This window comes from Massilia sp. Masssp93 (assembly GCF_059491295.1).
The window spans coordinates 2,077,796-2,096,521 of record NZ_CP168502.1 but is presented as its reverse complement, the minus strand read 5'-3'; the positions used below and the strand labels follow the sequence as shown (position 1 = coordinate 2,096,521).

At 68.8% G+C, this 18,726-nt stretch carries 16 protein-coding genes; 8 read left to right on the top strand and 8 right to left on the bottom strand.

Going from position 1 to position 18,726, the window contains the following annotated elements; translation table 11 throughout:
* Positions 1-92: 92 nt before the first annotated feature.
* Positions 93-1,262 carry a DUF1565 domain-containing protein gene (locus ACEN9Q_RS08765; protein ID WP_157202002.1) on the top strand — a complete coding sequence of 390 codons (1,170 nt, stop codon included), beginning with the start codon at positions 93-95 and terminating at the stop codon, positions 1,260-1,262.
* A gap of 79 nt (positions 1,263-1,341) precedes the next feature.
* Here the strand turns inward: ACEN9Q_RS08765 and arsC are convergent, their stop codons facing one another.
* Positions 1,342-1,689 (bottom strand): arsenate reductase (glutaredoxin), encoded by a 348-nt coding sequence (arsC, locus tag ACEN9Q_RS08760; protein ID WP_495628078.1) that lies wholly within the window; start codon positions 1,687-1,689, stop codon positions 1,342-1,344.
* 205 nt (positions 1,690-1,894) lie between these two features.
* Here arsC and ACEN9Q_RS08755 point away from each other — a divergent pair, with 205 nt between their 5' ends.
* Entirely contained in the window at positions 1,895-2,527 is a 633-nt protein-coding gene (locus ACEN9Q_RS08755) for a 1-acyl-sn-glycerol-3-phosphate acyltransferase (RefSeq protein WP_495628077.1), read from the top strand.
* Between the two features lie 162 nt (positions 2,528-2,689).
* Here the strand turns inward: ACEN9Q_RS08755 and ACEN9Q_RS08750 are convergent, their stop codons facing one another.
* The 3 genes from ACEN9Q_RS08750 to ACEN9Q_RS08740 all read right to left on the bottom strand — a co-directional run bounded on the left by ACEN9Q_RS08750 (position 2,690) and on the right by ACEN9Q_RS08740 (position 6,049).
* Positions 2,690-2,851 (bottom strand): hypothetical protein, encoded by a 162-nt coding sequence (locus ACEN9Q_RS08750; protein ID WP_495628076.1) that lies wholly within the window; start codon positions 2,849-2,851, stop codon positions 2,690-2,692.
* 91 nt (positions 2,852-2,942) lie between these two features.
* Complete coding sequence (locus tag ACEN9Q_RS08745) at positions 2,943-4,586, bottom strand: SulP family inorganic anion transporter (protein WP_495628075.1); 1,644 nt, start codon at positions 4,584-4,586, stop codon at positions 2,943-2,945.
* Positions 4,583-6,049 carry a GGDEF domain-containing protein gene (locus ACEN9Q_RS08740; RefSeq protein WP_495628074.1) on the bottom strand — a complete coding sequence of 489 codons (1,467 nt, stop codon included), beginning with the start codon at positions 6,047-6,049 and terminating at the stop codon, positions 4,583-4,585. The genes ACEN9Q_RS08745 and ACEN9Q_RS08740 overlap by 4 nt, the downstream gene beginning before the upstream one ends.
* A 139-nt stretch (positions 6,050-6,188) precedes the next feature.
* Here ACEN9Q_RS08740 and ACEN9Q_RS08735 point away from each other — a divergent pair, with 139 nt between their 5' ends.
* Genes ACEN9Q_RS08735 through ACEN9Q_RS08720 form a run of 4 tightly spaced genes read left to right on the top strand, consistent with a single transcriptional unit; the run spans position 6,189 to position 9,223 of the window.
* Positions 6,189-7,172, top strand: coding sequence for an SDR family oxidoreductase (locus ACEN9Q_RS08735; RefSeq protein WP_495628073.1), 984 nt, complete (start codon positions 6,189-6,191; stop codon positions 7,170-7,172).
* A 16-nt stretch (positions 7,173-7,188) separates the two neighbouring features.
* Positions 7,189-8,262, top strand: a complete 1,074-nt coding sequence (gene ku, locus ACEN9Q_RS08730; protein WP_495628072.1) for a non-homologous end joining protein Ku — start codon at positions 7,189-7,191, stop codon at positions 8,260-8,262.
* Positions 8,263-8,550 carry a hypothetical protein gene (locus ACEN9Q_RS08725; protein WP_495628071.1) on the top strand — a complete coding sequence of 96 codons (288 nt, stop codon included), beginning with the start codon at positions 8,263-8,265 and terminating at the stop codon, positions 8,548-8,550.
* Complete coding sequence (locus ACEN9Q_RS08720) at positions 8,531-9,223, top strand: hemerythrin domain-containing protein (protein ID WP_056445555.1); 693 nt, start codon at positions 8,531-8,533, stop codon at positions 9,221-9,223. Before ACEN9Q_RS08725 ends, ACEN9Q_RS08720 begins: the two co-directional genes overlap by 20 nt.
* A 10-nt stretch (positions 9,224-9,233) precedes the next feature.
* On the opposite strand, the gene ACEN9Q_RS08715 is transcribed toward ACEN9Q_RS08720, so the two are convergent.
* The 4 genes from ACEN9Q_RS08715 to ACEN9Q_RS08700 all read right to left on the bottom strand — a co-directional run bounded on the left by ACEN9Q_RS08715 (position 9,234) and on the right by ACEN9Q_RS08700 (position 17,049).
* Positions 9,234-9,896, bottom strand: coding sequence for a type II secretion system protein N (locus ACEN9Q_RS08715; RefSeq protein ID WP_495628070.1), 663 nt, complete (start codon positions 9,894-9,896; stop codon positions 9,234-9,236).
* Positions 9,897-9,966: 70 nt separating this feature from the next.
* On the bottom strand, positions 9,967-12,276 hold the full coding sequence (locus tag ACEN9Q_RS08710; protein ID WP_495628069.1) for a sialidase family protein: 2,310 nt from the start codon (positions 12,274-12,276) through the stop codon (positions 9,967-9,969).
* Positions 12,277-12,539: 263 nt separating this feature from the next.
* Complete coding sequence (ligD, locus tag ACEN9Q_RS08705) at positions 12,540-15,131, bottom strand: DNA ligase D (RefSeq protein ID WP_495628068.1); 2,592 nt, start codon at positions 15,129-15,131, stop codon at positions 12,540-12,542.
* Positions 15,132-15,378: 247 nt separating this feature from the next.
* Positions 15,379-17,049: a M28 family metallopeptidase gene (locus tag ACEN9Q_RS08700; RefSeq protein WP_495628067.1), complete on the bottom strand. Its 1,671-nt coding sequence runs from the start codon at positions 17,047-17,049 to the stop codon at positions 15,379-15,381.
* A gap of 222 nt (positions 17,050-17,271) precedes the next feature.
* Between ACEN9Q_RS08700 and ACEN9Q_RS08695 the strand changes: the two genes are divergently transcribed.
* On the top strand, positions 17,272-17,616 hold the full coding sequence (locus ACEN9Q_RS08695) for a hypothetical protein (RefSeq protein WP_056445543.1): 345 nt from the start codon (positions 17,272-17,274) through the stop codon (positions 17,614-17,616).
* Positions 17,617-17,729: 113 nt separating this feature from the next.
* On the top strand, positions 17,730-18,689 hold the full coding sequence (locus ACEN9Q_RS08690; protein WP_495628066.1) for a D-2-hydroxyacid dehydrogenase: 960 nt from the start codon (positions 17,730-17,732) through the stop codon (positions 18,687-18,689).
* The last annotated feature ends 37 nt before the right edge of the window (positions 18,690-18,726 follow it).

Below are 18,726 nucleotides of genomic sequence, written 5' to 3'. Positions count from 1 at the left end.
AAGCGGCATCAAACGTTCGATTGAGGCAGACAGCCGCGCCGCCGGGGATGTACGGCAAACTTGCGCCGTTAGCGACCGTCCCGGGCCCCGCCATGACACCGATCCGCCACCTGCGCACCTTGCTGTACATGTTCGCCTGCGCCCTGCTCGCCGCCTGCACGATGAAGGACGCACCCGCCGTGACGGTCGCGCCCGAAATCGTCCCCACCGAGTTGTACGTCGCGCCGGACGGCCTGGACACGAATCCCGGCACGCGCGCCGCGCCGCTGCGCTCGCTGGCACGCGCCGCCCAGCTCGTTACGCCGGGCACGATCGTCAACGTCCTGCCCGGCACCTACCGCGGCGGGTTCCGCACGGCGGTCGACGGCCGGGCCAATGCCCGCATCGTGTTCCGCGCGACCGAGCGCTGGCGCGCGCGCATCGTGCCGCCGCCCGTGTCCACCACCGCGCAGGGCTGGGACAACCGCGCCAGCTACGTCGACATCGAAGGGTTCGACGTCGACGGCAGCTCCGGGCTGGACGGGCCGGAGGCCAGCGCCGGCATCCGCTGGACCACGGGCATCTACAGCGGCGGGTCGTACAACCGCATCGTCGGCAACCACGTCCACCACGTCGCCATCACCGTGCCGTGCACGAGCGCGGGCGGCTCCGGCATCGGCGTGGACAGCTATTACAAGGGCACCCATTCCGACGTGATCGGCAACAGCGTGCACGACATCGGCCCGCCCGGCTGCCGCTGGGTGCAGGGCATCTACGTGAACACGCCGGCCACGATCCGCAACAACGTCGTCTACCGCGTCGCCGAGGCGGGCATCCACCTGTGGCACGACGCCCACGACGTCGTCGTCGCGAACAATACGGTGACGGCGTCGAACACGGGCATCGTCGTCGGCGGCGGCGATTTTTATCACACCGAGGGGCCGAATGACCACACGCGGGTGGTCAACAACATCGTGTACGACAACCGCTACGGCATTTCGGAACAGGGCGCGACGGGCCCCCACAACATCTACCGCAACAACCTCGTGTTCGGAAACCCGGAAGGCGACTGGCACCTGGCCGACGGCATGACGCACAGCGGCACGGTGGACGCCCCGCCGCGCTTCGTCGCATACACGCGCGACGGGACACCCGATTTCGCCCTCGAGCAGGATTCGCCGGCGATCGGCAAGGGGTTGCCGGAGGGCGATACCGGGCCGGATTTCTACGGCAAGGTACGCCCCGCGAAGGAGCCCGTGGATATCGGCGCCGCCCAGCACTGAACGGACCGCGCGGGCGCGAGCCTGCCGGAACGCTTCCCGGCGGGCGCGAGCCTGCCGCGACGCGCCTTGGCGGGCTCGCTTACAGGATCTCGCGCACCAGCTCGGAAGGCCGGCACAGGCGCACGCCCCTGGGCGTCAAGACGAAGGGCCGGTTGATGAGGATCGGATGCGCGACCATGGCGTCCAGCAGGGCGTCGTCGGTCGTCGCGGGATCATCCAGGCCCAGTTCCGTGAACAGCGCTTCCTTGCTGCGCGCGGCGTCGCGCACCGTCAGGCCCGCACGGGCGATCATATCCCTGAGTTCGTCCCGCGAAGGCGGCTGCGCGAGGTAATCGATCACGCGCGGCTCGACGCCGGCCGCGCGGATGGTTTCCAGTGTCGTGCGCGACGTGCCGCAGCGCGCGTTGTGAAAAATCGTGATGTCCATCTTGAAAATCCTTGTTCGAGAGGCAAGGATGATACCGACGGGACCGCAACGCTTCCAGTATTTTCGCTTGTCCCTCGTTTGGTAGCGCTATAAAATGCCCGGTTTGCTTGCTGGGGCGCAATCGATATTGCGCGGAGACGCCCCGGTTGAAACACTGTCAAGCCCAGACCAGAGGCCGCATACGGCCCGCCCGCATGGAGAGAACATGGAAGAATACCTGATGCGCCCCGAGGCGATGCCGACCTGGGGCCAGCGCACCGCGCTGCGCATGCTGAACGCGATCGGCTGGAATCTCTACTTCAAGCGCCTGCCCGGCCCGCACGGCATCGCCGTCGTGTATCCGCACACGTCGAACTGGGATTTCTTCGTCGGCCTGCTGGCCAAATGGGCGGTCGGCCTGCAGTTCCGCTGGCTCGCCAAGGATTCGCTGTTCCGCGGCCCGATGGGCGCCATCATGCGCTACTGGGGCGGCGTGGCCGTCGACCGCAGCGCGCCGCAGGGCGCGATCCTGCGCCTCGCGCAGACGATGCACGCGTCGAACTGGTTCTGGCTGGCCATCACGCCGGAAGGCACGCGCGGCTACCGGCCGCACTGGAAGAGCGGCTTCTACCGCATCGCGCTGGCCGCCGACGTGCCGGTGCTGCTGGTCTCGCTGGATTATGGCCGGAAGATCATCGACGTCACCCGCACGCTGACGATGACGGGCGACGAAGCCGCCGACATGGCCGCCATCGCCCACGTCTACGACGGCGTGCGTGCGCTGTACCCGCAGGACGCGGCGCCGATCCGCCTGGGCGACCCGGCGCAGCGGTCGGACGGCGCGCGCAAGCAGGCATAGGCCGGCCTCGGCGCCGGTCAATTTCTGAGGGATGCAATAACGGCAACACGAGCGTGAAGCCGCGGGACGGTCGCGCGCGGCGACGAGGGAAACCCGGAGCGTGCCGGCGAGCCCGGCCGGCAGCGGATACCGGTCAGGCGGGCGGAGGAAGGCCGGCGCCGATCAGCGGCGGCGGCGCAGTGGCCGGGCCACGCGGACGGGGCGCAGGGCGCGCGCGCGGTCGGCGTCGCGTTTGGAAGCGGCCAGTTCGAACGTCAGCGCGAGGGCGATGCCGGCCGGGACGGCGGCGGCGAAACCGAGGGCGACCAGGACGACGGTTGACAACAGAATAACGATAGTGCTGGGGCGCGGCATGATATCCACCTTTTCTCTAAAACCTTGGTTCCATCCTGCCACAGCTGGGATTTGCTTGCAATCATGTGTCGTGCCGTGCGAGGGCATCCCAGGCATTGGCTGTGCTCAAAAAGAGACGGCCGCTGAGCTCACGCAAGAGTGTCGACGCGCGCAGGCGGTCGAGCACCGGCCCCTTGACTTCGGCCAGGTGCAGGCGGATGTGGCGCCGGGCCAGCACTCGGTTCAGGTCCAGCAGGCCGAACAGCGCCGAACTGTCGATGGCGTTCACGGCCGACAGCACGAGCACGAGCTCGCGCGCGTCGCCATGCGCCCCCAGTGCTTCCTCGATGCGCCGGGTGACGGCTTCGATATTGCCGAAGAACAGGCCCGCATCGATGCGCAGCAACAGTACGCCGCGGTCCGTGTCGACCGTGTAGCGGTCGACATTGCGAAAATGCTCAGTGTGCGGAATCCGGCCCAGCACGGCGATGTGCGGCCGGCTCTCGCGCCAGATCATGGTCCCCAGCGACAGCAGCAGGCCCAGCACGACACCCGCCTCCACCCCGAGCAGCAGCACGCCGCCGGCCGTCGCCAGCAGCGCCAGCGCGTCCGCGCGGTCGTAGTGCCATGACGTGCGCAGCGTCGACCAGTCCAGCAGGCCCAGCACGGCGACGATGATCGTCGCGGCCAGTACCGGCAGCGGCAGCAGCGCGAGCCATCCGGTCGGCAGCACGAGCGCGCCGGCCAGCAGCGCCGCCGTCACGACGCCCGCCAGCCGGGTGCGCGCGCCGGCCGCGAAATTCACGGCGGAACGCGACAGGCTGCCCGTCACGGGAAACCCGCCGGACAGCGCGCTGCCGATATTGGCGAGGCCCAGGCCCACCAGTTCGCGGTTCGTGTGCAGCTTTTCCGCGCGCTTGAGCGCCAGCGCCTGTGCGCCCGACATCGCGATCAGGAAGCTCATGAAGCCGATCAGGGAGGCCGGCTTGACGAGCGCCTGCCAATGCACGGCGGACGTCGCCAGGGCCAGGCGCGGCAGGCCGGCCGGCACCGCGCCGATCACCTGCACGCCCATGCGGTCGAGGCGCAGCGCCGCGACGAGTGCGATACCGCCCAGCACCAGCAGCATCGGCGCCAGCTTCGCCGCGACATCGGCCGCGCCGGGCGGCATGCCGAGCCGGCGCAGCAGCGGCGCCAGCCAGCGGCGTGCGAACAGCAGCAGCGCGATGCTGCCGACGCCCAGCATGGCGCTGGGGCCGTGCACCTGCGGCGGCGCCGCACCCAGCAAGGTCCGCGCCTGGCCCAGCGCGATCACGACGGCCGAGCCGAGCGTGAAGCCGCTCATCACGGGGCGCGAAAAGAAGTTCGCGAGGAAGCCCACGCGCAGCAGGCCGCACGCGAGCAGCACGGCGCCGGATACGAGCGCCAGCTGGGCCGCGAGCACGCCGTACAGCGCACTGCCGGGGAGCGCCAGCGGCGCCAGCGCGGACGCCGTCATCAGCGAGATGATGGCCATCGGCCCCACGGACTGCGTGGAACTCGTGCCGAACAAGGCGTACAACAGCGGCGGCACGATACTCGCGTACAGCCCCGCCACGGGCGGCAGGCCGGCCACGAGGGCGTACGCCATGCCCTGCGGGATCATCATCATGGCGACGACGATGCCCGCGCCCACATCGCCGGCCAAGTCGGCGCGGCGCGGCGCCGGCACACCGCGGCCGCTCACTGCATCGCCAGTTCTACGCAGTTGCGCCCCGCGCGCTTGGCGCGCGCGAGGGCGGCGTCGGCGCGCTGGGTCAGCGAATCGCCGCTCTCCTGCTCCCCCAGCTGGGCCACGCCGAGGCTCACCGTCACGTGGTCGCAGCCGGGGATCTCGGCCTGCTCGATCGCCACGCGCACCTTTTCCGCCATCTTGAGGCCGTCGATGGCGCTGGTGTGCGGCGCGATGATGTGGAATTCCTCGCCGCCCGAGCGCACCAGGATGTCGCTGGCGCGCAGCACGGCGCGCGCCGTGTCGGCCACGGTGCGCAGCGCCACGTCGCCGACCGGATAGCCATAGGTGTCGTTGACGGCCTTGAAGCGGTCGATGTCGAACGACAGCAGCGCGAGCGGCACGCGATAGCGGCGCGCGCGCTTGATTTCCTTGTCCAGCAATTCCTCGCCGTGGCGGCGGTTGGCCACGCCGGTCAAGGCGTCCGTCGTCGAGATGTAGGTCAGGCGCGCCAGCAGGTGGTCGTTTTCCTGGCCGAGGGCGGCGTGGCGCAGGCCCAGCGCGGCCAGGCGCGCCACGTCGAGCAAGGTGTTCCACTCGTCGATGGAGAATGCGCGGGCGGCGCCGAACAGCAGCGACAGCGCGCCGCGCGGCGCGCCGGGACCGTCGGCCGGAATCGGCAGGCCCAGCGCCTGCGCGACGCCGTGCGCGCGCAAGCCCGCCGCCAGCGCCGGTTCGCCCGGCTGTTCGGGCGCCTCGACGAGCGCGGCGACGCCGCCGGCGGCGGCCAGCAGGCCCGGGAAGGCGTGGCGCAGCGGCGCCTGCAGCAGGCGGTCCGTGCGCTGCAGCAGCGCGCCGAGCAGCAGGCCGTCGGGTCCCTGCTGGGCGACCAGCTGCAAGTCGTTGCCGTCCTTGAGCAGGAACACGCCGGCGTGCAGCACGCCCGGCCACGCGCACAGGGCGGCGCACAGGGCTTCGGACAGCGTGTGCGCGTCCTCCGCATCGATCACGGCGGCCTGCACGCGGGCGCGCAGGTCGAGCAAGGTGCGCAGGTCGACCGCATCGGCGGCCGACCCGGCGGCGTCCGGCGCCGCCAGGCGCGCCTCCACCGCCGCGCGCAGCGCGGCCGCATCGAGCGGCGTGACGGCATAGCCGACGGGCCCGCGCGCCATCAGCTCAGGCAGCCACCCGGCGCCGCCGAAAGGACACAGCAGCAAGGTGGGCAGGCCGGCGCGGCGGGAGACGAGGTCGCCCAGCGCATCCAGGTCGATGCTCGGTTCGAAGCGGTCGAGGTCGATGACGAGCAGGTCCGGCTGCGCGCGCGCCAGCAGGCTGGCGGCGACGTCGGCACTGTCGGCCAGGTGCAGGCGCGCGAACAGGGACGCGCACGCGTCCGCGAATTCGGCGCGCCGCTGCGCCATCGGACTGAGGTAAATCCCGGTCCGCCCTGCTTCCTGTTCCGTTTGCTCCACCATCATCCACCCCTGGCACTGTTACGTAACAAGTTTGCCACAAAGCACCTGTAACGCCTAGCAAATGCTCGCAATGTGTGGAAGCGCACCGTCAGCGTCCGGCCGGCGCGGGAATACTGGCGGGATCATGCACAAGGAGAGGACCATGGCAACACAGGACGATGCAGCGAACAAGCAGAAGGCGATCCAGAACCGCCAGGACCAGCGCGACGCCAGCATGCAGAAGGGTGACCAGGGCAGCGGCGCGGGCGGGAGCAATGCGGCCCAGACCGGCATCCAGCAGCCGAGCGGCGACTTCCCCGCCCAGCACCTGGCCAAGCCGGGCCTCGAGGCGCAGATGGAGCTCAAGCCCAGGTTCATGGCCGAGCAGTACAAGGGCAGCGGCAAGCTGGCGGGCCAGGTCGCGATCGTGACGGGCGGCGATTCCGGCATCGGCCGCGCCGTCGCCGTCCTGTTCGCGCGCGAAGGCGCCGACGTGGCCGTCCTGTACCTGAACGAACACGAGGACGCCGCCGAGACCCAGCGCTACATCGAAGCCGAGGGCCAGAAGTGCGTGACGATCGCGGGCGACGTCAAGGACATGGAATTCTGCCAGCAGGCCGTCGACCAGATCGTCGCCAGGTGGGGCCGCCTGGACGTGCTGGTGAATAACGCCGCGTTCCAGGAACACGCCGAGTCGCTGCTCGACCTCACCGAAGACCGTTTCGACGAGACGATGCGGACCAATATCTACGGCTACTTCCATATGGCGAAGGCCTGCCTGCCGTACATGACGCGCGGCGCGTCGATCGTCAACACCGGCTCCGTGACGGGTCTCAAGGGGTCGAAGAAGCTGCTCGATTATTCGACGACGAAGGGCGCGATCCACGCGTTCACGATGTCCCTCGCCGCCAACCTGCTCGACAAGGGCATCCGCGTGAACGCCGTCGCGCCGGGCCCCGTGTGGACGCCGCTGAATCCGGCCGACCAGTCGCCGGAAGACATCACCAAGTTCGGCCAGAGTACGACGTTCGGCCGTCCGGCCCAGCCGGAAGAGCTGTCGCCGGCATACGTCTATCTCGCGTCGAACGTGTGTTCCGGCTACGTCACCGGCGTCGTCCTGCCGATCACGGGCTCGGTGGGCGAATAACCTCGAGGAGAGCCAGATGGCACGCAGCATGTGGAAAGGTGCGATCAGCTTCGGGCTGGTGCACATCCCGGTCGAGATGTATCCGGCGGCGAGCGACCAGGGGCTCGACCTGACGATGCTCGACCGGCGCGACTTCGCGCCGATCGGCTTCAAGCGCTACAACAAGGCGACCGGCAAGGAAGTGTCGTGGGACGACATCGTCAAGGGCTATGAATACAAGGAAGGCGAATACGTCGTGCTGACGGACGAAGACCTGCGCCGCGCCAATCCGGAAGCGACGCAGTCGATCGACATCATCGCGTTCGTGAACGCCGAGCAGGTCCCGCTGATCTACTACGAGCAGCCCTACTACCTCGCGCCCGGCAAGGGCGGCGACAAGGTCTATGCGCTGCTGCGCGAGACCCTGCGCGAAGTGGGCAAGATCGGCATCGCCAACGTCGTCATCCGCGTCAAGCAGCATCTCGCCGCCCTCGTGTGCGTGGGCGACACGATCGTGCTGAACACGCTGCGCTACCCGGACGAGATCCGCCCCATCGACGAGCTGAAGATCCCGGGCGCGGACTCGAAGGCGGCGCAGGTCACGGACAAGGAACTGCAGATGGCCAAGGCGCTCGTCGAAGGCATGAGCGAGAAGTGGAAGCCGCAGCAGTACCACGACACCTACCGCGAAGACGTGCTGGCGCTGATCAAGAAAAAGGTCGCCGCCAACCAGACCAAGACCCTGACGGAACCGGAGCCGGAGGAAGAGAAGCCGGCGAAAACGAACGTCATCGACCTCGTCTCGCTGCTGCAGGCCAGCCTGGGCAAGAAGCCCGCGCGAGCCGCGGCGGACGACGACGACGACGAACCGCCGCCGGCCAGGGCGAAGAAGCCGGCGCGCGCCGCCGACGACGACACGGACGACACCCCGCCGCCGCGCGCGCGCAAGGCCCCCGCGCACGCGGCCACGCATGCGGGTGCGAAGCGGACGACGGCCGCGAAGTCCACGTCGGCAAAGACGGCGACGAAGACAGCGGCGAAGACGGCCGCCAGGGCTGCGCCGAAGACGGCGGCAAAGACGGCGCCGGCGCGGCGCAGGAAGGCCGCCTGAGTGGATGTCGACACGCTGCTGGACCTGCTGCAATGGCCGGCGATGGCCGTGACGCTGGTGGCCGCCTTCCTCGTCGGCGCGCGCCACGCCAGGAAGCGCGTCGTCGGGTTCTGGACCTTCATCGCGAGTAACGTCCTGTGGATCGTGTGGGGCCTGCACGACGGCGCATGGGCGCTGATCGCGCTGCAGGCCGGGCTCGCGGCGATGAACATCCGCGCCATCGTGCGCAACGAGCGGGGCGACCCCGTGGACGACGACGGAGTGACGCATGGACGACATTCGACGTGAGCGGCGCGGTTTCCTCGTCCTGGCGGCGGGCGGAATCGCCGCGGCCGCGGGTGCGGCCGAGGACAGGAGCAAGGACGTCGGCGCCGCCGAAGACCTGATGCGCGAGCACGGCGTGCTGCGCCGCGCCCTGCTCGTCTACCGCGCCGCGGCGGCGCGCCTGCGCAGCGATCCGGCCCGGGTGCCGGCCGACGCCTTGACGCAGACGGCGCAGCTGTTCCGCACGTTCGGCGAGGACTACCACGAACGCAAGCTGGAGGAAGAGCACATCTTTCCCGCCGTGCGCAGGACGAAGGGCCCGGCCGCGGGCTACGTCGATGTGCTGCATGCCCAGCACGACCGCGGCCGCCAGCTCACGGCGTACGTGCTGCGCGCAACGGCCCGTGGCCGGATCGCGAGCGGCAACGCGCTGCCGCTGGCGCAGGCGCTCGAGGCCTTCGAACTGATGTACGAACACCATGCGGCGCGCGAGGACACGATCGTCTTCCCGGCCTGGAAGGATGCCTTGTCCGGCAAGGCCTACGACGAGATGTCGGAACGGTTCGAGGAGATCGAGAAGCGGATGTTCGGACACGACGGCTTCGAGGATGCCGTCAAGCGGATCGCGGCCATCGAGACGCGCCTCGGCATCGACGACCTGGCCCGCTTCACGATGCCGGCGCCGCCGGCCCCCTGAGCCGCGCCGCTCAGCCCACCGGCTTCGCGCCGAACGCCGCGGGGCCGATGCCGGACGGCCTGTGCATCCGCTGCATTTGTTGCATTTGTTGCATCTCCTGCATCTGCCGTATCTGGTCCGGCACCTGGCCGGGCGTCCTGGCCAGGTTCGGATTCATGACCGGCGGCGGCATCGGTCCGCCGGATCGCGCGCCCGTGACGGGTGTGCGCGGCGCCTCCGCGCGCGCGGGTGCGGACGTGTCGGACAGCGGCGCCGCTGCCGCGACGAGCGCCAGGCCGGCGATCGCGCTGTCCGGCAGGTCGAGGCGCTTGAGCGCGCCGCCGTCGTCGAGCAGCACGTAGCGCTGGTGGATTTCGCGCACGCGCACGCCGGGCGCGACCTCCCTGCCGATGCCGACCGCCTGCGCCGGCTTGCCGTCCATCGCGAGGATCGCCACGCCTTCCGGCCCGGCGTCGATGACGCCCTTCAGCTGGAACGCGCTGGCCACCGCACCGGCCGGCGCGCCGCCGAAGAGTCCCGCGGCGGCGTCGATGGAGGGTGGTGCCACACCCGCCTGCGGTGCCGCCACGACCGCCCGCACGGGCGGCTGGAACCATGGCAGCCCCCAGTAGGCGCCCGATGCGCACGCGGCGCTGAACAGGGTGACGGCGGCGGCGAGGGGCAAGTGTTTCACGTCTGTCTTTCGAGGTTCGTTGCGGTGAGCGGGCACGGTGGCAGACAGCATACCACCGTGCCGCGCACCGTCAGTTCGCCGAGGTGCCGTAGATGATGCCCCGGCCCATGCCGCCCGCGACATTCAGGTAGACCGTACCGAAGGTCCGCATGTCGCCGACGACCTGGCTGATGCCGCTCCACTGGTGGTTGCCGTCGTTGATCTTCGTCCACGTCGTGCCGCCGTCGATGGAGCGCATCAGGCCCGTCGTGCCGTCGGAGAACTGCCCGCCCGAGTAGATGGCCGGGTAGCTCGCGCCCGCGGCCGCCTTGCCGAAGCCGATGGACGTCGGGGTGAAGGCGTAGCCGAAATAGGTGATCGTGATCGGCGCATTCCACGACGAGCCCGAGTTGGTGCTCTTGTACAGTCCCGAGCCGGCCGCCATCCACACTTCGCCGCCGCGGCCCGGCACGGCCGTCACCTGCGTCGGCGCGACCGGCAGCGCGGCCGCCTGGTACCAGCTCGCGGCGCCGTTCCCGACGTAGAAGTTCGTCGTGCCCGACTGCCACGCGTAGAACACGTTCTGCGCGCCGTCCGACAGGACCTTCGCGCCGACGGGCAGCGTGTTACCCCAGAACGAGATGGTGGTCCACGACGCGCCGCCATTGGTCGTGTAGACCGGGTGCAGGTTGTCGTCCGTGTGCGGCGACCAGACGATGGAGTTGCCGTCGAAGCTGACGGCGACCGAGCCTTCGCCCTTCTTCATGCCGGCCGGCAGGGTCGGGAAAGCGGTCCAGCTGCTGCCGCCGTTGGAGGACACGACGCCGACGGGCACCGGGCTCGAATACGGATTGCTGCCGACCATGACCATCTTGGCCGGATTGCCCCGGGCGAAGTCGATGCCGCTGCCGAACGTGCAGGCGCCGGCGACGCCGGTGCCGCTGGTCGTGGAAATCATCGAGTTGGGCGGCGTCGTCAGCGAATTGAAGACGAAGCCGCACACGTCGGCGATCGCGGCGATCAGCGGCGCGCCCGACGTCGGCGACGCGATCGTCTGCGGCACCGTCTCCTCGATCCCCTTGGCGGCGACGGCCCAGTTGGTGGCCAGGCCGCTGTCGGCGGCGGTCAGGTTGGTGGTGCCGAAGATGCCGCCGCCCGTGCCGTAGAAGGCGTTGTTCGAATTGAACGGATCGATGACCGGATTCATCCAGCCCTGGAAGCCGGTGGGATGGCCCCACGGCGCCCACGGCGATTGCGTCCAGCTCATCGTGGCCTTGGGTTTCAGGTCGATCCAGCTGCCGGAGTTGCCGCTGTTCGTGGAACGGAAGATCGTGTCGCCGTTGGAGTAGCGGTCGACCGTGGTGACGATGAGCGTACCGGACTTCTTCGCGTCGAGGGCAAGGCCGTCGTAGCCGAACGAATCGGACGAGGTGGGAGCGAGCGGCGTGATGTTCTGCCAGGTCTTCTGGCCGACGCTGTACTTCCACACCTGGCCGCTGCTCATGCCGTAGGGGCCGGGCGAATTGCCATAGGTGATGTAGAGGTTGCCGTCCGGGCCGATCAGGCCGTGGTTCGGATACATGCCGCCGGCGCTCGTCGCGCCCGGCCCGCCGCTGACGGCGCTCCAGTGGGCGCCGGCGTCGGTGCTGACGTACAGGGTCGACGGCGCCTTGCTGTCGGAGACGCCGGCGAAGATGGTCTGTGTACGGCCGTTGGCCAGCGACGGCTTGTAGAACGCGGTGAAGACGATGCCGGCGCCGGTGCCGTCGCTGGACAGCGGCGGGGCATTGCCGGCCGCGACCTGGGTCCACGTGGTGCCCTTGTCGGTGCTGGTCCACAGGCCGTTCATGCCGTTGTTGTACGGCGTCGGCAGGTTGTCGTTGCGGGTGCCGTAGAACAGCACGTTGCCGTTGTTCGGGTCGACCTGCAGGCGCTCGCCGGCGTCGCGGCCCGTGTTGTTGGAGCCCATCGGGAACGGCATCTGGTGGGCGGTGAAGGTGGCGCCCTGGTTGGACGACACGAGGATCGCGCCGGCGGGGACGTACGCCCAGCTGTCGTAGGCGCCGACGGACATGAAGACCATGCTGGGATTGCTCGGGTCGACGGCGATGCTGTCGACGCCCATCCAGTTATTGTTGGCGGAAGGCGTCCAGTCGTTCAGCGGGACCCAGGTGGCGGTGGCCGCGTTGTAGCGGTAGGCGCCGCCCACGTCGGTCTTCGCATAGAACAGGCCCTGCTGTCCGGGATGGGCGATGATGCCGTCGACATAGCCGCCGCCGACCATCTGCACGTTTTGCCAGGTGTAGCTCTGGGCCTGCGCGGGTGCCGCGATCAGCCCGGCCATGAGGACGCCGCCGAACACGCTCCCGATGAGCGCCTTTGTGCACCGATTGATTTTCATTCCAGTTATCTCCGTCGTAGTTCGTATTTTCGATCGAATGAAGTGAAGTTGGACGACCCCCACGCCGAAGACATTCTGTGAGTTTTAATGGAAGAGCAGCAATTCGCAAAATCACCAAACCGACAAATGAAATTTGCCAGCGAATTAACAAATGGACAGGTAGTCCCGTGCGGCGCGGGAATCTGGTAGCCGGACCTGTACGCGGCTCCGCCGCCGGGGAGGCGTGCGGCGGGCCGCCCGGGCCCGCGCCGCCGTTCGGTGGGTTACTGCTTGCCGGGCTTGAACCCGAGCGCCTTCATTGCCTTGGTGAGGGTGGTCGCGCTCCTGGCGTAGTCCGCCCACGGCGCATTGCCCTCGTCGAGCCGCGTGTGCACGGTCTTGACGGTCCAATGGCTGCCCGACTTCAGGCCGGGCAGCTCTTCCCAGCGCACGGGCACGGAGATGCCCAGGCCGGGGCGCGCCCGCGCCGACCACGCGGCGACGGTCGTCGCGCCGCGGCCGTTGCGCAGGTAGTCGATGAAGATGCGGCCCACGCGGTTCTTCGCGCCGCTCTTGGCCGAGAAGCGTTCGGGCAGCGTCTGCGCCAGGTGGTCCACGATCGCGTGCGAAAAATCCTTTACCGTGTCCCAGTCGAGCTTCGGCTTGAGCGGGACGACGACGTGCAGGCCCTTGCCGCCGCTGGTCTTGAGGAACGGGTTCAGCCCCAGCTCCTGCAGGAAGGCGCGCACGAGCTGCGCCGCTTCCTGGACCGCGGACCATTCGACGCCCTCGCCCGGGTCGAGGTCGAACACCATGCGGTCCGGCGTGTCGTAGTGGCCGGCCGTCGCGTTCTGGCTGTGGATCTCGACGACGTTCCACTGGGCGCTCGACAGCAGGCCCTCGGTCGTCGCGATCGCCGTCATGCTCGGGTGGTCGGGATCGAGCGCCTGGTCCATCTGCGCGACGCCGGGCATCTTGCGCGTGTCGCCGACGTGCTTCTGGAAGAACAGCTCCCCGCCCACGCCCTCGGGCGCACGCACGAGCGAGACGGGCCGGCCCTTCAGGTATGCCATCATCAAGGTGCCGACGAGGGCGTAGTAGCGCACCATCTCGACCTTCGTGACGCCGCTCTCGGCATCCATCACGCGCTCGCCGTGCGTGACCTTGAACGTGGCGGGCAGGTTGCCGGGCAACGCGTCGTCCGCGGCCGGGGCCTTCTTCGCCGCCCGCTTGCGCGCGGGCTTCGCATCCGCCGGCGGCGCCTCGGCCTGCATGTGCTTCGGCAGCTCGCGCACGACGCTCCGCGCCGGCTTGTCCTTGCGCAGGCCCTGGAACACGGGGTGGCGGATGGAGTCGGTGGCGGTCCATTCCGAGAAGCTGACCTCGGCGACGAGCTCCGGCCTGACCCAGTGGTTCGTGCGGCCCGGCACGGCGCGCGGCGGGAACGGGCTCTTGTCCGTCGCGATCTGTTCCAGCACGGCGCGCATGTGGCGCAGCGACGCGCCATTGAATCCGCTGCCGCAGTTGCCCGCGTAGCGCAGCACGCCATCCTTGTCGTAGTAGCCGAGCAGCAGCGAGCCGATGCCCGTGCGCGAGCCCTGCGGATCGGTATAGCCGCCGATGACGAATTCCTGGCGCTGCCCGCATTTCAGCTTGATCCACTCGGGCGAGCGGCGCGTCACGTAGCGCGAGTCGCGCCGCTTGCCGATCACGCCCTCCAGCCCGATCTGGCACGCGGCGACGACGAGCTGCGCCGGGTCGGTCCCGAACTCGGTCGAGAACCGGACGATGTCGGACGGCTTTGCCGCCAGCACGTCCTGCAGCAGCGCACGACGCGCATCGAGGCGCACGTCGCGCAGGTCGTACCCCTTGCAGTACGGGACGTCGAACACGAAGTAGACGATGCGCGCGGTGTTGGAGCCGTCGAACGCGAGCTGCAGCAGGTTGAAGTTCGGCTTGCCGTTCTCGTCGTGCACGACGATCTCGCCGTCGTACCAGCCGTCCGGCAGCTTCATGCGCCGGACCTCCTGTTGCAGCGGGCCGAGCTTGGCGGTCCAGTCGTTGCCGTTGCGGGTGACGAAGCGGATGTCCTTGCCCTGCACGCGCGTGAGCATGCGGTAGCCGTCGAACTTGATTTCGTAGATGTAGTTTTCGGGGTCGGCCGGCGGGCCGTCGACGAGCGTGGCCAGTTCCGGCGCCAGCGTCGCCGGCAGGTCGGCCTTGACGGCGCCGTCGGGCGGCGCGCCGCGCTTCGGCTTGGCCGCGGCCTTGCGCGCGGGTTTCGCCGGCGCGGCAGCACCCGGTGCGGCGGCGCCCGGCGCGGGCATCGGCAGGTCCCTGACGCTGTCCGGCATCTCGTCGACGACGGAGAATTCGGCGGCCGGACGGGCGTACTCGTCGTTCTCCTTGATGAGCAGCCAGGGCTCCTGCCTGTCGTCCTCGTGGCCGCGCAGCCGGACGAGCACCCAGCGTCCGTGCATCTTGTGGCCATGCATCTCGAACTTGATCTCGCCCTTCGCGAAGCCCTTGCGCGGGTCGCCGACGGGTTCCCACGTGCCCTTGTCCCAGACGATGACCTTGCCGGCGCCGTACTGCTGCGGCGGGATCGTGCCTTCGAAGTCGGAATACGAGATGGGATGGTCTTCCACGTGCACCGCCATGCGGCGGTCGTGGGTGTCGAAGCTGGGGCCCTTTGGCACGGCCCAGCTCTTCATGACGCCGTCCAGTTCCAGACGGAAATCGTAGTGCAGACGGGTGGCCCAGTGCTTCTGGATCACGAAGGTGAGAAGCCCCTTGCTGGCCTCGCCGCCTTCCTTGGGCTCGGCCGTGATCTTGAAATCGCGCTTGGCCTTGTACAGCTTTAATGGGTCGGGCATGGCATCACCTCGGCATCTATTTGCCTCAGTGTAGGCAAGCGGTGCGGACGCGACTGTTCGCCAGTTAACCGTGTGGTGGTGCGCTCGTGGGCACGGGGTGCCCACCCTACGGATGCCGCAGCTCGTAGGGCGGGCTCCCCGAGCCCGCGTTTCTCACCGTGTGGCGGTGCGCTCGTGGGCACGGGGTGCCCACCCTACGGATGCCGCAGCTCGCAGGGCGGCCCCACGAGCCCGCGTTCGCCGCAAATTACTTGCGTTCGGCCGCGCTCGCGTCACGCGCCGCGCGGAACTCGGAGTCCTTGGACCAGTTCGGCCATGCCGACGAATCCGCCAGGTCGCGTCCCACCGAATACAGGACGCCGAGGTCGCGCGCCATGCCCGTGAACGGCCACGCCGCGCTCCACTCGTCCGCCGGCTGGTGGTAGGCGACCGCCACGTATTTCTCCTCGGCCGCCTTGCCCGCCGCGACGCCGCCCTGCTCCCAGTCCTCGCCCGAACCGAACGAGACCGCCGGCACGCCGTGCTTGGCGAACGAGAAGTGGTCGGAGCGGAAGAAGTGGCCCGCTTCCGGCTTCGGATCCGCGGCATAGCTGATGCCGTTCTGCTTCGCCTTGGCGACGAGGCGGTCGAGCAGGCCGAGCCTGGCGCTGCCGGAGATGGTGAAGTCGCGCGCCGGACCGTACGGGCTCAGCGCATCCATATTGATCACGCCGGCGGTCTTCGCCAGCGGATAGACCGGGTTGTTCGCATAGTATTCCGAACCCAGCAGGCCCTTCTCTTCCGCCGTCACCGCCAGGAACACGACGCTGCGTTGCGGCGCCGGTGCCTTGGCGTAGGCGCGCGCCAGCTCCAGCAGCGCGGCGATGCCGGTGGCGTTGTCGACGGCGCCGTTGTAGATCTTGTCGCCCTTCGCGTCCGGCAGGCCGACGCCCAGGTGGTCCCAGTGCGCGCTGTACATCACGACCTGGTCCGCGTGCTCGCTGCCCGGACGGATCGCCAGCACGTTCTTCGACGTGATGACCTTGGCGTCGACGGCGTAGTGCGCGGACATCGTCACACCCTTCAGTTCGACGGGCTTGAACGCGCGGGTCTGGGCCTGTTTCTTGAGTTTGTCGAAGTCCAGGCCGGCGTGCTTGAACAGGTCGACGGCAACGTCGCGCTGGATCCAGGCTTCGACCGGCGCATGCGTCTCGAGCGGGTTCTTGCGCACGATGTCGTACTGGACGTTCGTGTTCGAGTTCTTCACCGTGGCCCAGCCGTACGAGGCCGGCGCCGTCTCGTGGACGATCAGCGTACCCAGCGCGCCGCGGCGTGCCATCTCCTCGTATTTATAGGTCCAGCGGCCGTAATAGGTCATGGCCTTGCCGCCGAAATCGCCCTTGCCCGTCTCGAAGTCCGGGTCGTTGATCAGCACGACGGCCAGCTTGCCCTTCAGGTCCTGGCCCTTGAAATCGTCCCATTTGCGTTCCGGCGCGGTCACGCCGTAGCCGACGAACACCAGCGGGGCATTCTTGAAATCGACGGTCTTCGCGCCCGTCATCGCGGCGCGCACGGCGACTTCGTTGCCTTGCGCATAAGTCTGCGTCTTGCCGCCCGCGTTCACGGTCATCCGGACCGGGCCCTGGATCTCGAAGCGGCCGAGCGGCACGTCCTGGGTCCAGCCGCGCTTGCCGTCGACGAGGTCGCCGCCCGGCTGCAGGCCGGCGGCCTTGAACTGCTCGACGAGGTAGTTGACGGTCTTGGTCTCGCCGGCCGTGTTCGGGCCGCGGCCTTCGAACGCGTCGGAGGACAGGACCTTGACGTCCTGCGACAGGTGCTGCGGATCGATGTGGACGGTGTCTGCGGCCTGTGCCGCCAGCGCCGCGGTGGCGAGCGCGATGGCGGTCAGGGTCGTACGGAGGGAGTGTTGTGTTCTCACGGGCGTCTCTGTGGTGTCGATGTTGTTGGGGTGCACTGGTAGTGCCGCCAGAGTATCGTTGGAATAATTTCCAGTGTCAAACCGCATGCTGGCAAACGTATTGCCGTACGTACTTTGTAACCGGATGTAAAGGATCGTCAACGGGTCGTGGACGGGCCGCGTTTCTCGCCCAGTAGCACGGGAATCATCCCTCTCTCAACAAGCCCTGAAGGACACATCGCCATGAGCAAAATCGTCGCCACCCTGATCGCAGGCCTGTTCGCAACGTCGGTGTACGCCCAGACCACGGCCACCCCGGCCACGACGATGACGCCGGCCACCAAGGCCGAGGTCAAGGCCGACAAGAAAGCCGCCAAGGCCGAAGCCAAGGAAGAGAAGGCCGACGTGAAAGCCGACGCGAAGCTGGAGAAGAAAGCCGCCGAAGCCAATTCCGACGTCGCCGTCGCCAAGGCCGACGCCGCGAAGAAGAAAGCCAAGGCACACAAGAAAGCCACCAAAGCCAAGGTGGACGCCGCAGCCGACAAGGCCGCGGCACACGCAGACCAGAAAGCCGACGCCGCCAAGTAATCCGCCGGCGGCGCAGAACCGGCTCAAGCCCCCCATCCTCGGAAGACAGGGTTCGCCCTGTCTTTTTTTCGTCTGCGTTCTACAATGGCGGTCCCTCCTCATCCGGGCCTACCATGCACGACATCGCTCAGCACCAGATCGTCTTCCTCGACCGCGACAGCCTGATCGCCGACATCCGCAAGCCCGCCTTCGACCACCGCTGGCGCGACTACCCCGCCACGAACGCCGCCGACGTCGTGGAACGCCTGCGCGGCGCCGCCATCGCCATCACGAACAAGGTGCCGCTGCGCGCGGACGCGATCGCGCAACTGCCGGACCTGAAGATGATCGCCGTGGCCGCCACCGGCACCGACAACGTCGATCTCGCCGCCTGCCGCGAACGGGGCATCGTCGTCGCCAACATCCGCAATTACTCGCTCGTCTCCGTGCCCGAGCACTGCTTCGCGCTGATCCTGGCCGTGCGCCGCAACCTGCGCGCCTACGCGGCCGACGTCGAGGCGGGCCGCTGGGAACGGTCGACGCGCTTCTGCCTGCTCGACCACCCGATCGGCGACCTGGCCGGCAGCCGCCTCGGCATCGTCGGCTACGGCGCGCTGGGGCGCCGCGTGGCGCAGATCGGGCGCGCGTTCGGCATGGAGGTCGCCGTCGCGTCGCGCTCTGCGGTCGCCGACACCGACGTCACGCCGCTGCCGCTGGCCGAGCTGCTGGCCACGTCGGACGTGGTGAGCCTGCACCTGCCGTTGACGGACCAGACCCGCCACATGATCGGCGCGCGCGAGCTGGCCACGATGAAGCGCGGCGCCATCCTGATCAACACGGCGCGCGGCGGCCTCGTGGACGAAGCGGCGCTGGCGCGGGCGCTGACGGACGGCACGATCGCGGGCGCCGGATTCGACGTCCTGAGCAAGGAGCCGCCGGTGCCGGAGAATCCGCTGCTGCAGCTGCGCCTGCCGAATTTCGTGCTCACGCCGCATGTGGCGTGGGCCAGCGCCGGGGCGATGCAGACCTTGGCGGACATGTTGGTCGACAACCTGGAAGCGTGGGTGGCGGGCAGTCCGACTAACGTCGTTTGATGTGGGGCGGGCACGCCGTGCCCACGCGTGATGGTCG

Bases quoted from the DNA above. Each gene is read 5' to 3' on its own strand.
- ACEN9Q_RS08740 (WP_495628074.1), bottom strand. From the start codon at position 6,049: ATGATGGTGGAGCAAACGGAACAGGAAGCAGGGCGGACCGGGATTTAC.
- ACEN9Q_RS08710 (WP_495628069.1), bottom strand. From the start codon at position 12,276: ATGAAAATCAATCGGTGCACAAAGGCGCTCATCGGGAGCGTGTTCGGC.
- arsC (WP_495628078.1), bottom strand. From the start codon at position 1,689: ATGGACATCACGATTTTTCACAACGCGCGCTGCGGCACGTCGCGCACG.
- ACEN9Q_RS08695 (WP_056445543.1), top strand. From the start codon at position 17,272: ATGAGCAAAATCGTCGCCACCCTGATCGCAGGCCTGTTCGCAACGTCG.
- ACEN9Q_RS08735 (WP_495628073.1), top strand. From the start codon at position 6,189: ATGGCAACACAGGACGATGCAGCGAACAAGCAGAAGGCGATCCAGAAC.
- ACEN9Q_RS08755 (WP_495628077.1), top strand. From the start codon at position 1,895: ATGGAAGAATACCTGATGCGCCCCGAGGCGATGCCGACCTGGGGCCAG.
- ACEN9Q_RS08720 (WP_056445555.1), top strand. From the start codon at position 8,531: ATGGACGACATTCGACGTGAGCGGCGCGGTTTCCTCGTCCTGGCGGCG.
- ku (WP_495628072.1), top strand. From the start codon at position 7,189: ATGGCACGCAGCATGTGGAAAGGTGCGATCAGCTTCGGGCTGGTGCAC.
- ligD (WP_495628068.1), bottom strand. From the start codon at position 15,131: ATGCCCGACCCATTAAAGCTGTACAAGGCCAAGCGCGATTTCAAGATC.
- ACEN9Q_RS08690 (WP_495628066.1), top strand. From the start codon at position 17,730: ATGCACGACATCGCTCAGCACCAGATCGTCTTCCTCGACCGCGACAGC.
- ACEN9Q_RS08765 (WP_157202002.1), top strand. From the start codon at position 93: ATGACACCGATCCGCCACCTGCGCACCTTGCTGTACATGTTCGCCTGC.